Origin of the sequence: Acinetobacter tandoii, from assembly GCF_008867985.1 — a bacterium.
GTDB classification, from domain to species: domain Bacteria; phylum Pseudomonadota; class Gammaproteobacteria; order Pseudomonadales; family Moraxellaceae; genus Acinetobacter; species Acinetobacter tandoii.
Window position 1 is genome coordinate 519,835 of the sequence record NZ_VXLD01000001.1, and the last position, 13,706, is coordinate 533,540.

The 13,706-nt window shown below is 38.4% G+C and carries 10 protein-coding genes; 6 read left to right on the forward strand and 4 right to left on the reverse strand.

The features are described 5' to 3' along the window. Positions 1 to 53: 53 nt before the first annotated feature. Positions 54 to 761 carry a cAMP-activated global transcriptional regulator CRP gene (gene crp / locus F4W09_RS02615; protein WP_044738506.1) on the reverse strand — a complete coding sequence of 236 codons (708 nt, stop codon included), beginning with the start codon at positions 759 to 761 and terminating at the stop codon, positions 54 to 56. A gap of 148 nt (positions 762 to 909) precedes the next feature. Between crp and F4W09_RS02620 the strand changes: the two genes are divergently transcribed. From F4W09_RS02620 to F4W09_RS02630, 3 genes are all read left to right on the forward strand, one after another. Further along, positions 910 to 1,332 (forward strand): OsmC family protein, encoded by a 423-nt coding sequence (locus F4W09_RS02620; RefSeq protein ID WP_044738505.1) that lies wholly within the window; start codon positions 910 to 912, stop codon positions 1,330 to 1,332. Between the two features lie 294 nt (positions 1,333 to 1,626). Beyond that, complete coding sequence (gene clpB, locus F4W09_RS02625) at positions 1,627 to 4,206, forward strand: ATP-dependent chaperone ClpB (protein ID WP_151503927.1); 2,580 nt, start codon at positions 1,627 to 1,629, stop codon at positions 4,204 to 4,206. A gap of 210 nt (positions 4,207 to 4,416) precedes the next feature. Beyond that, positions 4,417 to 5,706: a DUF945 family protein gene (locus F4W09_RS02630; RefSeq protein WP_151503928.1), complete on the forward strand. Its 1,290-nt coding sequence runs from the start codon at positions 4,417 to 4,419 to the stop codon at positions 5,704 to 5,706. A gap of 211 nt (positions 5,707 to 5,917) precedes the next feature. Here F4W09_RS02630 and F4W09_RS02635 read toward each other — a convergent pair whose 3' ends face one another. Together F4W09_RS02635 and F4W09_RS02640 are read right to left on the reverse strand one after the other, a co-directional pair. Further along, positions 5,918 to 6,823, reverse strand: a complete 906-nt coding sequence (locus F4W09_RS02635; RefSeq protein ID WP_151503929.1) for an AEC family transporter — start codon at positions 6,821 to 6,823, stop codon at positions 5,918 to 5,920. A gap of 11 nt (positions 6,824 to 6,834) precedes the next feature. After that, entirely contained in the window at positions 6,835 to 7,737 is a 903-nt protein-coding gene (locus F4W09_RS02640; RefSeq protein ID WP_151503930.1) for a TauD/TfdA family dioxygenase, read from the reverse strand. Between the two features lie 528 nt (positions 7,738 to 8,265). Here F4W09_RS02640 and F4W09_RS02645 point away from each other — a divergent pair. Then, the gene (locus F4W09_RS02645) at positions 8,266 to 9,549 is read left to right on the forward strand and encodes a dicarboxylate/amino acid:cation symporter (protein ID WP_044738502.1); all 1,284 of its coding nucleotides are present in this window, start codon (positions 8,266 to 8,268) and stop codon (positions 9,547 to 9,549) included. Positions 9,550 to 9,620: 71 nt separating this feature from the next. On the opposite strand, the gene rlmKL is transcribed toward F4W09_RS02645, so the two are convergent. Beyond that, complete coding sequence (rlmKL, locus tag F4W09_RS02650) at positions 9,621 to 11,825, reverse strand: bifunctional 23S rRNA (guanine(2069)-N(7))-methyltransferase RlmK/23S rRNA (guanine(2445)-N(2))-methyltransferase RlmL (protein ID WP_044738501.1); 2,205 nt, start codon at positions 11,823 to 11,825, stop codon at positions 9,621 to 9,623. Between the two features lie 252 nt (positions 11,826 to 12,077). On the opposite strand from rlmKL, the gene F4W09_RS02655 reads away from it, so the two are divergent. Together F4W09_RS02655 and F4W09_RS02660 are read left to right on the forward strand one after the other, a co-directional pair. Beyond that, on the forward strand, positions 12,078 to 12,431 hold the full coding sequence (locus tag F4W09_RS02655) for a hypothetical protein (protein ID WP_171492386.1): 354 nt from the start codon (positions 12,078 to 12,080) through the stop codon (positions 12,429 to 12,431). A gap of 249 nt (positions 12,432 to 12,680) precedes the next feature. Further along, positions 12,681 to 13,697, forward strand: coding sequence for an aspartate carbamoyltransferase catalytic subunit (locus F4W09_RS02660; RefSeq protein WP_016166559.1), 1,017 nt, complete (start codon positions 12,681 to 12,683; stop codon positions 13,695 to 13,697). Positions 13,698 to 13,706: the final 9 nt, after the last annotated feature.

Genomic DNA, 13,706 nt, shown 5'->3' on the forward strand with positions numbered 1-13,706 from the left:
TAGCATAAAAAAAGCAAATCATTCGATTTGCTTTTCTAAGATAATCAGAAGAATTACTCTTCATCATCTTCGTAGTCATCATCAGTATTTGGCTGTTCTAAAGATACATCAAAAATAAGAATTGCTTTACCGTCAGTTTGAATCATGCCTTGGTCTTCGAGGGTTTTAAGTACACGACCAACCATTTCGCGTGAACAACCTACGATACGACCAATTTCTTGACGTGTAATACGGATTTGGCGACCATTTGGTAAAATCATGGCTTCTGGCTGTCCTGAAAGATCAATCAAGCAGCGCGCAATACGACCAGAAACATCAATGAAGGCAAGGTCTGTTACTTTACGTGTGGTGTTTTTTAAACGACGAACCAATTGAGCAAATACAGCATAGCTCAAGTCAGGGTATTGTTTACTTAACTCATGGAAGTTTTCATAGGTAATTTCAGCAATTTCACAAACATCACGTGTACGTACTTCTGCAGTACGTTGTGGATTTGATTCGAAGAGCCCCATTTCCCCAAAGAAGTCCCCAGGGTTTAAATATGCAACTACAATTTCACGTTCATCATCTTCACGTAAAATAATAGATACTGACCCTTTTAAAATCAAATAAAGTGATTTTGATTCCGTCCCTGCATCAACAATAGTTGTACGTTTAGGGTAGCGGTTTATATATGCTCGTTTTAATAATGCTTTGACTGATTCAGGTAATTGACCTGGCGATAGCGCATCAGTGCTCAGCTGTGAAAAGTTTGAAGTCATGCTTTTGGTTTCCGAAAATGGATAAATAATAGATCGCACAAGACCTAAAATGAACTTGTCACACTGAAGAGGTGAAATTCCTTATCAACTCAAATTATGTTAGTGTACAGGTACACGGTAAATTTATAGCTTTTTTTAGGTAGTTGCAATGCAAACAAGTGTACATTGGCTAGAGAATGTTGCTTTTGAAGCGAAATCAGAAAGTGGCCATAGTGTGGTGATGGATGGATCCCCAGAGTATGGTGGTGAAAACCGTGGACCACGTCCCATGGAGCTTATATTAATGGGACTTGGTGGGTGTGCTTCCTTCGATATTGTGACCATTTTGAAAAAATCTCGTCAAGATGTGACAAATGTTGTATGTCAACTTAAGGCAGAACGTGCCGATAGCATTCCTGCTGTATTTACCAAAATCCATTTGCACTTCGTGGTAACGGGTACTGCGGTGAAGGAAAAACAGGTTGCGAAGGCTGTCGAACTCTCTGCAGAAAAGTACTGTTCAGCAAGTAAAATGTTGTCTGATGGTGGTGTAGAAATTACCCATGATTTTGAAATTATAGAAGCTGTATAAGCCTGAGAAAGCTGGTGATTCATCAGCTTTTTTTTGACTTTAAATATGCTAACTTGCATTCGAATATGCAACAAAAAATTTCTAGAGTTTGGTTTTAATTGGGTCAATTTTTTAGATAGAGAAAAATTACATCAATACTCTTGAAAATAAAAATAATCAGACCAATATTATAACTAACATCTATAATATTTTTTAATTTAAGATATTGAAAAATATATAAAAATTTATTTGAAATCTAAAAATAAGTTCCCATATATCTTACAAGTTAAAAATTTGTTGTGAGGAATAACAAGAATGCGTTTTGAAAAATTTACAAACCGCCTACAGCAAGCCCTTTCTGATGCTCAATCCTTGGCAATGGGGAAAGATCATACCTCCATTGACGGCATTCATGTGCTATCGACTTTATTGGAAGAAGCTTCGAATGCCAGTATTTTGCAACAGGCGGGGGCAAATCTACGTGAATTGCAAACCAAGTTGCAACAAGCATTGAAAGATGCACCTACGCTCGCTAACCCAACTGGTGAAATTAACCTTAGCCCAGAATCAGTTAAAGCGCTGAATTTGGCAGATAGTTACGCCCAAAAAGCTGGAGATGAGTTTCTATCTACTGATTGGGTGTTAATAGGTTTAGCGGAAGTTGGCGCAACCAAGTCTTTATTAAATAGCGTAGGGGTAACCAGTGATAGCCTACGTAAAGTGGTTAATAAAATTCGAGGGGATGAAAAGGTCATGAGTAATAATCATGAAGATCAACGTGACTCATTGAATAAATACACGATAGACCTGACTGAACGAGCCTTAGCAGGCAAACTTGATCCTGTTATTGGGCGTGATGATGAAATTCGTCGTACGATTCAGGTGTTGTCTCGTCGTACCAAAAACAACCCCGTACTGATTGGTGAACCAGGGGTGGGTAAAACGGCCATTGTTGAAGGTTTGGCACAGCGTATAGTGAATGGTGAAGTACCTGAAAGTTTGAAAGGTAAACGTGTTCTCTCTTTAGACTTAGGTTCTTTACTTGCGGGTGCGAAATATCGTGGCGAATTTGAGGAGCGCTTAAAAGCTGTTCTTAAAGATTTAGCCAAACATGAAGGTGACATTATCCTATTTATTGATGAACTGCACACCCTTGTAGGTGCAGGGAAAGGTGATGGGGCAATGGATGCAGGGAATATGTTGAAACCTGCTTTGGCACGTGGTGAATTACGTTGTGTTGGTGCGACTACACTAGATGAATATCGCCAATACATTGAAAAAGATGCTGCACTAGAACGTCGTTTCCAAAAAGTTTTGGTGGATGAACCAAGTGTGGAAGATACCATTGCAATTTTACGTGGTTTAAAAGAGAAATATGCAACGCATCACGGTGTGCAGATTTTGGACTCTGCCATTATTGCTGCTGCAAAAATGTCGCATCGTTATATCACAGACCGTCAATTACCAGATAAAGCCATTGATTTGATTGATGAAGCTGCATCACGTATTAAAATGGAGCTGGACTCTAAGCCTGAAGCACTGGATAAGCTGGATCGTCGTCTTATTCAATTGAAAATGCAGCTAGAAGCGGTCAAGAAAGATGAAGATGCAGGTGCGAAAGGCGAGATTAAGCATCTTGAAGAACAAATTGCAACGGTAGAGAAAGAATATAACGACCTTGAAGAAATCTGGCGTGCCGACAAAGCTTTAGTTGAAGGCAACAAAGATATTCAAATCAAGTTGGATCAGGCGCGTATTGCTTTAGAAAAGGCACAGCGTGAGGGTGACTTGGCTGAAGCAGGTCGTCTGCAATACGGCGTGATTCCTGAGCTACAGAAGCAATTAGAGCGTATTGAGGTTGCTGAAGAAAACGAAGCACCAAAACTACTACGTAACAAAGTTACAGACAATGAAATTGCTGAAGTGGTAAGTGCTGCAACAGGTATTCCAGTCGCTAAAATGTTACAAGGTGAACGTGAAAAGCTGTTACAGATGGAAGAGTTCTTACATAACCGCGTAGTTGGACAAAATGAAGCTGTTGTAGCAGTATCGAATGCGGTTCGCCGTTCGAGAGCAGGTTTGTCTGATCCAAATCGTCCAAGCGGTTCATTCTTGTTCCTTGGACCAACAGGTGTGGGTAAAACTGAACTTACCAAGGCATTGGCAAACTTCTTGTTTGACAGTGATGATGCGATGATTCGTATCGATATGAGTGAGTTCATGGAAAAACACTCGGTCAGTCGTTTAGTTGGTGCACCTCCAGGTTATGTTGGCTACGAAGAAGGTGGTGTATTGACTGAAGCTGTACGCCGTAAACCGTATAGTGTAGTGCTGTTTGATGAAGTTGAGAAAGCACATCCTGATGTATTCAATATCTTGCTACAGGTGTTGGATGATGGTCGTCTTACGGATTCGCAAGGTCGTGTGGTTGACTTTAAGAATACAGTGATTGTGATGACTTCTAACCTTGGTTCACAAGATGTACGTGAATTGGGTGAGGGGGCTACGGATGATGAAGTGCGTGCAGTAGTGATGAGTGCAGTTTCTCAACACTTCCGTCCAGAGTTCATTAACCGTATTGATGAAGTCGTGATTTTCCATTCGTTGAAAAAAGCACAGATTCGAGGTATTGCGGATATTCAATTAGATCGTTTACGTAGCCGTTTAGCTGAACGTGACTTGAGTTTATCTGTTGAAGATACTGCCTTCGACTTATTGATTGATGCAGGTTTTGATCCAATTTATGGTGCACGTCCATTGAAACGTGCCATTCAGCAACAAATTGAAAATCCACTGGCTCAGAAAATTCTGGCTGGAGAGTTTCAAGCTGGAGATACTATCTTGGTCAAATCAGATCATCAACATTTGTTGTTTGATAAATTGAAATTAAGTTAACTTTAAGTCTAAAAAAACCAGCTTCGGCTGGTTTTTTTACATTACAAGACTTGTATTAATTTGATATTTTGGGTCATAAACTGACAATTAAATGCATAATAGCGTGATAAGAATCACCTATAAGTCCCTTATATGTAAAATAATTATCTTTATATGGTGTTTTTGATTATACTGCGCAAACATAAGAAATACACAATATGAGATATATTCATGTCGAAAATAAAATGGGGTGTTGGTGGCGTCGTTGCAGTTGCTACATTAGCGGTGGGGGGAAATTTATATGCAGATAAAAGCTTGCAAACTTACTATCAGCAAGAAGCGAAACAACCAAGTAAAAATCTAAGCTTGAACTATCAAAACTTCCAAATGGGGGCTTTGCAAGGTAGCGCCGACTGGACAGCTGAGTTGATTCTTGATCCATGTAAGCCAAAAGAAGTGATTAAACTCACAGGGCGCGATCAGATTAAACGTAGTTGGAATGGTTACCAAATTCAATCAGATGTTAAAGTTGTACAAGCAGATAGTGCTTTGAAATCTTTAGTGAATCAACCATTAAAGCTTAACACACATGTGAATTGGTTAGGGACAATGAAATCTACCTTGACCACCCCCGTGATTGTGCGAAATGAAGCCAAAATACAGACGCGTTTAGATCCAGTCACTTTGGAATATCGTGCGAAGCCTGTGAATGATCAATTGCAAATGCAGGACTTGAAATTAGACATTCCTAATTTGACTGTGATGGATGCAGAAACTCATTTTCAAATGACCGGTTTGAAAATTGAAACCAATCAAGGGTTGAATGGTAATTATCTGGAAGCAGGAAAAACGACGGTTCAAATGGATTTGCTGAAAATGGCAGATCGAGGTTTGAATAACCCAATAAGTGCTGAATTAAAAAATTATCGAGTTGAAGCAGAAAGTGATCTTACAGATCGCGTTTTAAATACAAAAATGGCAGTTCAAGTTGGTGAAATGAAAATGACATTTTCACCTGTCATACAAAATGTGAAGTTTAACTTTAACGTACAGGATGTAAACCGTGCCAAACTCCAAGCGTTGTTCGACATTATTGAAAAGAGTGAGAATAGCTGTTTAGCCCAAGAGAAATTATTACAAGATTTGGAACCTGCTTTACTTGCAGTCATTAATGAAGGTTTTAAGTTCGATTCTAGTGATAATCAAATCAAGATTGGGACAGGTGAAGCTAAAGCCAGTCTAACAGGTCGTTTTATGCCAAGCCATCAAAAGACCTTAAAAGGCATGGTCGCTATGGTGCCGAGTCTAGTTGAATATAAGGCCGATGTGCAATTTGATAAGAACATGGTCGCTTCAATCATGAATAGCATTCCGGGTAAGGCAGGTCTGTCGATGTCGGATCAAGATATTGAAACGATGCTCAGCAGTATGCAGCAATCAGGACAGTTGAAACGTGATGGTGATGTGATGAAAATGTCGATGGAATATAAATATGGCGAGAAGAAATTTTTAACAGAATGATTTTATAAAATATTTTAAAACTAAAGCTCTATTTTACCTTCGTGTGTATTAGGTGAGATAGAGTTTAATTGAGTTAGACTTAGAGATATTAATCAACAGCAAGTTTTCTTGAGCAAGTAAATTCTTGAATTAAAGACCTGTAGGTTTATTGATGATGCCTCAATGAGAAGATGAGCCTTCCCACTATGCTAGATGGGGAGGTTGAATAGATTTAGAACTTCATTACAAAAAATAGGGCTATTGGTACAGTGATCAACGCTAGCATTGTACTCAACATTACTGATGTGGCTGCTTTTTCAGGATGAAGTCCTAACGTATTAGAAATAACCACAACATTACCAGCCATAGGTGTAGCAACCATTAGGGCCACAATTTGAAGTATTTGTTTGTTTACAGGAAAGATAAACATAAAAATTAAAATGCCAAAAACTGGATAAATAAGATGTTTCCAAGCCAAAGCCAATACTGAGAAAAGCCAATCAATCTCAATTTTTGAAAATTTTGCAATTGTAATCCCAATGGTCATCATCCCCAAAACGCTATATGCACCTTTAAAATTCGCCAAGAAGGAAAGGAAGACTTCATCAAATTGAATATCGAGATATTTAAAAATCATTCCTAAAAATGCAGCATAAAGAATAGGCATTTTTATGACTTTTAAAATACTTTCTTTAATGTTTAGTGAGCCTTTAGCAGTAATCAAATAACCCACAGTAAATTCATATAGGTTAATACCAATGATAATAAAAATAGCCATGGCTATTTGTGTTTTATCAAAAATTGCAAGAATCAATGGCAATGCGAAATACCCTGTGTTACCTGTACCTGCTGCGAAGCCAAAGAGATTTACTCGACTGTCTTTCCAGAAGCATCTTGCAAAGAGTAGCCCCGCTACAGCCATGAACGATGCCACTAAAAATGCGCTTAAAGAAAATTTGAGATAGGTCCAATTTGCTGGTGATTCGATAATTGAATAAAAAATTACGAATGGGGAAATAATATAAACAAGCAAGGTTGAAATATCTTTGGAATCTAATTTAAATTTCTTACCCACACCCCAGCCAATAATTGAGATTGTGATTAACAAGAAAACTCTGATTACAACTTCAAAAATCATTGAATAACCAACTATTGAATGTCCAAAACGGTTGCAGATGAGAATGTGTATGTGCCATAACATCCCTGCAACCAGCGGTTACCTTTAACTTCACTACGTCTATGTAAACAACGGAGGTTATTAAAAATGATGAGATCACCAGCATTCCATGATTTCTGAATTTGATTCTCAGAAACTATTGCTTTCAGTTCATACAATGCTGATTCACTGTCTTCATCTGTTGCATTAAGGTTGTGTAATGCTGCTTTAATCTCATAGTTCCCATCGACCAAGTCAAAAATTGAACTCTTTATTCGCTTATTCTGTACTTTAAATGTTTCTGGTGCTGTATGGACGAATCTTGACTCAGCCAACACACTTTTAGATTTATGACTTAATTTTTTAATTACATCCGAAATCTTTACCAAATTAGTAGCAGTTCGTTGTTCATCTACAAGGCACATTAATGACAGAGTATGTGGTCTAATATTTCGAGACAAATAAGCTCCCTCGGTATGAAAGTCAAACTCTGCCATTCTTACAGAAGAAATGTGGGTATTATTTTTTAAGTCCTTAGGTGTGATTTCATGTACTAATGCTCCTTTTTTTTCTTCTTTGTAAGCAAAAGGATTTAAACCACACGCTTTTGTAACCCCTAGTAGCACGAGTTCTGAGATATACCCTTTAGAATAGGGTCTTGCAGCACTGGATGGAGGTTGGCATAGCTGATCATCAATAGGTAAATTGCAAAACTCAAGTAATCCACCTCCTACTTTTAATTCATTAAGATGAATATCTCTCAAATTTAGATATTTTTGTGCTAATTTCGCACAATGTTCAATGAGTTCTGTCGAAAGGCATTCATTAATTGGGGGCAATAATTTTAAGTCATTTTTCCAAGCATTAGCCAAATTCTTATCAATCTTAATTTGCATGTTTTACCTATTTCGGAATTCAATTCTTATAAAGTCTTTGGATGTGTACTATTTAAATAACCGAGAAAAATGTTGATATTTATTCTTTGGATTCTCCCTTGAATGTGAAAATATAATGAGAATGTGTTCTTAATTATCCTTCCTGTTCGTAATTAAATAATGTATTCATGCGTATTTTCAATTACATAGAGTTTTAAATATTCTCAATGAAATAATAAGAATAAAATCGGATTATTTACCAATCAGTAAAATATTATTTGTAACTGAAATAATTAATACAATTGAAGGTCTATATTTAAGATTTATTAATCAATTAAGTCATTGGCAAATTATTTAAAATACTAGGATTAGTTATGCATTTTTTGCATAGGTTTCTACTTTTTTTCATTATTAATTTTCTTTTAATTTGTTTAAATTCCATCCATTGTTTCTGAATCAAATAGGATTTGATTTTGATGAAATTAGATTAAAGCTATATTTTTCAATATCTTGCTTTGTCGTTTTTAAGGTTGTAAAAGGACATTTGATATGAATCAGAAAAAACTGCTGAAGTTTATTCTTATTGCCATGGTTTTAGGCATCGTTATTGGTTGCATCTTCCACTATTATTTAACACCTGTTCAAGCCGAAAATATTGCGTCATATTTCAAAATTTTAACCGATGTATTTTTAAGATTAATTAAAATGATCATCGCGCCATTGGTGTTTGCAACGATTGTTTCAGGCATTATCTCAATGGGTAAATCCTCAGCTTTAGGTAAAATCACCTTAAAGGCAATGAGTTGGTTTATTGGTGCATCATTCATCTCTCTTTTATTGGGTTTAGGACTCGCTAATTTTTTCCAAACAGGCGTTGGAATGAATTTACCTATTCCGACTGCTCCAGTCGATGTAGGGGTTAGCGCAACAAACCTCAGTTTGCAAACCTTCATTACTCATATATTTCCAAAAAGCTTTGCTGAAGCGATGGCGAATAATGAGATTCTTCAGATTCTTATCTTCTCTATATTTTTCGGTTCAGCGTTGGCTTACGTTAATCATCTGCAAAAAGATGGCTCTATCATCGGTAAGATCATTGATGAATTAAGCTTGGTAATGTTTAAGATTACTGATTACGTAATGACATTTGCCCCAATTGCTGTTTTTGCTGCTGTTGCAGGAGCAATTACTGTAAAAGGTCCAAAGATTATTCTTGATTATGGCTCGTTCATGGCTGAGTTTTATGCCAGCTTATTTATTCTTTGGGCAGTTATCATCACGGCTGGATTTATCTTTTTGAAAAAGGATGTGTTCAGATTGTTAAAAACAATCCGTGAACCAGTTGTTTTGGGTTTTGCTACAGCGAGTAGTGAGTCTGCATATCCAAAATTGATGGAATCTTTAGAGAAGTTTGGAGTTCCTAAGCGAATCACTAGTTTCGTTTTACCATTAGGTTATTCTTTCAACCTTGATGGTTCGATGATCTATATGACATTTGCCGTATTATTTATCGCACATGCATATAACATCGACCTTAGTCTTTCTCAACAACTGTTGATGCTTTTGACTCTAATGATTACCAGTAAGGGTATTGCGGGTGTTTCTCGTGCTTCACTGGTTGTTATTGCTGCTACATTGTCTATGTTTAAACTTCCAGAAGCAGGGTTATTACTTATCCTTGCAGTTGATCACTTCCTTGATATGGGTCGCACAGCAACCAATATTATCGGTAATAGTGTAGCAACGGCTGTTATTGCTAAGACAACGAAGTTGGATGAAGAGGAAGTTCCAAGCCTGATTGTTGTAGATGCCCCACAAAGTGAAAAGCTTTAGTATTGGTTGCGCACTAAAAAATCACTTCTAAAAAAAAGACCGCTTTAGCGGTCTTTTTTTTAACTGAAAGATTAGACTGGGTGATGCTGAATTTTCCAAGCACGATGGATTTTTTGATTGCGCTTGAAGTCTGGCCCAATGGTTTCTTGGGTGATTTCTTGCACGTTAAACATCGCTTCAATTTCTTCATCTAATTCAAAACCACGATAGTTATTAGAGAAGTAAAGCGTTCCTTCCGTGGTTAAACGGTTCATAGCACGTTTCAGTAGAGACACGTGGTCACGCTGTACATCAAAGGTGCCGTAGAACTTCTTCGAATTCGAGAAGGTTGGTGGATCGATGAAAATCAAGTCATATTGCTCATGACCTTCTTTGAGCCATTCAAAACAGTCGCTAGCAAAGAATTGATGCTGTTCATCGGCATGATCGACAGTTAAACCATTTAAGACGAAGTTTTCTTTTGACCAGTTCAGATATGTATTCGACAAATCCACACTAGTGGTACTTGCTGCACCGCCTAAAGCAGCATGTAAGCTTGCTGTTGAGGTATAGCTATACAAGTTTAGGAAATGCTTACCACGCGCTTCTTTGGCAATACGCAAACGAATTTGACGGTGATCGAGGAACAGGCCTGTATCAAGATAATCCGTCATGTTAACTAAAATTTTCGCTTGACCTTCTTGCACGATAAAACGTTTAGATGCCGTACTTTGTTTAGTGTACTGATTTTTACCTTCTTGACGCGCACGGGTCTTGATAAAGATCGCATCACGCCCCAGACCTGTTACGGCACGAATCGCAGCTAAAGCCAAGTTAAAACGCTTTTTGGCTTTTTCAGGATCAATGCTTTTTGGTGGCGCGTATTCTTGCACATGCAGACGGTCGCCATACAAGTCAACGGCTACATTAAAATCAGGTAAGTCGGCATCATATAAACGTAAACAGAAAATGCCTTCTTTTACTGCCCATTTTTTCAGGGTCTGCATGTTTTTCTGTAAGCGATTGGTAAAGTCTTCTGCACCTTCAATTGGGTCAAATTGCAGGGGTTGCCAAGTTTCAAGGAATGGCTTCATGACGGTTGCAGGCTTGATCTTGCCTAAGCGGACGTAGATTGGCAATTTACCATTCATCAAACGCATAGTTTGCGGATCACTAAATGCCATCACGTCCGCTTGTTCAACGGCTGCTGCAATCACAGCGGCAGTTTGATTCGGGAAGTTCTTTTGTAATAACCCAGATAGACCCAAATACAATGCACGGTTCGATGCTTTATCACCTAAACGTTCACCATAAGGAGGGTTTGTGACGATAAAGGCTGTTTTATTGCCGACTTCAAAATCTGGCCAGTCAGAAAGGGTGCGTTCTTCAATCTGAATTTGCTCGAGCAGGCTCTCAAAACCCGCAGCGATAATATTTTGTTTAGTTGCCTTTACTGCTTCCCAGTCTGCATCAAAAGCATAAAACTTTGGTAAAGGTTGAGCCAGACCTTGTTGATGACGTTCAGCAGCTTCCGCTTTAATTGACATCCATAATTCATGGTTATGACCATTCCAACCATTAAAACCAAAACGACGCACTAAACCAGGGGCACGGTCAGTCAACAACATTAAAGATTCAATAATGAAAGTACCCGAACCACACATTGGGTCCAAGATAATGTCTGGTCGTAATTGTTGAAGTTTGGCTTTTTGCAAAATTGCAGCCGCCAAGTTTTCTTTGATTGGGGCATCCGTCATATAACGACGATAACCACGTTTATGTAAAGAATCGCCCGATAAGTCTAAGCAATAAGTATGTTCAGTTTTACCTGCAAGGACGTATAGAGTAATTTCAGGTTGCTTGGTATCAATGCTTGGTCGACGACCAACAGCTTCCATGAACGAGTCCACCACACCATCTTTAACACGTAAAGTTGCGAATTGGCTGTTCACCATAATTTCGCGTTCAACGTGCAAACGGATAGCAAAAGTACTTTGTGGTGCAAAAATAAGTGACCAGTCAAAGCTGATTGCGCCTTCATACAGTTCTTCAGCAACATCACGCGCATCATGGCTGCGTTCAAGTTCATGGGTATGAATAGGGAGCAGAACACGTGAAGCCAAACGTGACCACATGCAAATACGATAGGCTTGTTCTAGCGTGCCTTTAAAAACTAAACGCCCTGGAAAGCGTTCAATTTGTTCGATGCCTAGACCTTGTAATTCTTCTTGGAGTAAGGTTTCTAGCCCATCTGCACATGTGACCCAATAGTTGCTTAAACGGGAAGAGCTATTCATAAATTAGATAGACCAAGATTTAAAAAAATACTTGGCAAAGTTTAACTGATTTTGGCTTTGAAAGCTTTTTAAATTGCGTGTTTGCATAAGCAGATCATAAAAAAATGCACTTTTACCGACTTGGTTCTCAAAATTGGTATGTATTTTGCTAAGTTAAGTCCATTAAATGGCGATGTGCATTTGAAATTTCACTTCATTTGCGCAATCTGCTGTGAAGTCATTATTCGTATTAAATTCAATAAAACTGGGGGATTGAAAAAGATGTCTAATCATGGATTCGTTGCTCATCCTGAGGCTTTTTCCGCTGCAACTTTAATTTATACGCGTTTGCGTCGTGTGTCCGGGCGTGTCATTGACGCGATGTACCTCGCTGAAAATAAGGATTATGCCCGTCATGTGGTCGATTTGGCTTTGGCTACAGGAGATACAGAGTTAGTTCGTCAGGCTGAACGCTTAAGAAGTTTCATGGATTTGGATACAGTGATTGAACCAGAGGTAGTGGCTGAAACCGTAGTTGAGCCGACACAGTATCGCGAGGATGAAGTGACCGAGGAAGAAATTTATCGTGCACAGGTGCATCATCACTATATTGGTGCATTACGCTAAATCTTGTTGCAGATTAGTTTACTTATCATCTTGTTTAAGCCAATCACCTTAAAACTCAAATTTATGGTGATTGGTAGACTCAGTGTTGAGTGGTAAATTTTGTTTAAATTATCTTATTTAAATAATGCATAGGAAAATAAGAAGTCATTTTAAATCTCGTCAAATTTTCTGTTGAGTGTCGAAAACTTCATCTGCCAAATTGGGGGAATCTCTGTATAATACGTTAACTTAACGTATAAGGAATCTCTCATGCACTTGGCGGAATTGCATACTCCGAGTCAGATTCAACTCAATAAAGAAGGAAATTTAAAGCATTTCCTGACCATCGAAGGGCTATCTAAAGCCACACTCACGAAAATATTGGACACGGCGCAGTCCTTTTTTAATGACCAAAATCAGTTGATTACTAACAACCTGCTTGAAGGTCGTACGGTGATGAACCTGTTTTTTGAAAACTCAACTCGTACTCGTACAACATTTGAAGCGGCAGCGAAGCGTTTATCTGCAAATGTATTGAATATTGATATTGCGCGCTCAAGTACGTCCAAAGGTGAAACCTTACGCGACACGCTTTGGAATTTAGAAGCGATGGCGGCAGACATCTTTGTGGTGCGTCATTCATCTTCTGGTGCAGCACATTTCATTGCTCAGACAGTTTGTCCGCATGTCGCAATTATCAACGCGGGGGACGGACGTCATGCGCATCCAACCCAAGCCATGTTAGACATGTTAACCATTCGCCGTGAAACCAAAAAGCCATTTGAAGAACTAAGTGTGGCGATTATTGGTGATATTAAACATTCGCGTGTGGCGCGTTCAGATATTGCTGCTTTACAGACTTTAGGTTGTAAAGATATTCGTGTGATTGCTCCAAATACATTATTACCGTATGGCTTTGAAGAATATGGTGCAGGTGTTCGTCTATTTAATAAAATGGATGAAGGTGTGAAGGATTGTGATGTGATCATTACCCTGCGTATTCAAAATGAACGTATTGATTCACCCGCATTATCTTCGCAGTCTGAATTTTACAAAATGTTTGGTTTGAACAAAGAACGTTTAGCATTGGCGAAACCTGATTGTATCGTGATGCATCCTGGTCCAATGAACCGCGGTGTTGAAATTGATTCAAGTATTGCAGATGGTCCGCAATCGGTAATCTTAAATCAGGTCACCAACGGTATTGCGGTACGTATGGCTGTTTTAGCCTTATCAATGCAAGGCCAATTACAAGAACAAGGTCTATTAGAAGCGATTGCGGGATAAGAGAAAGTC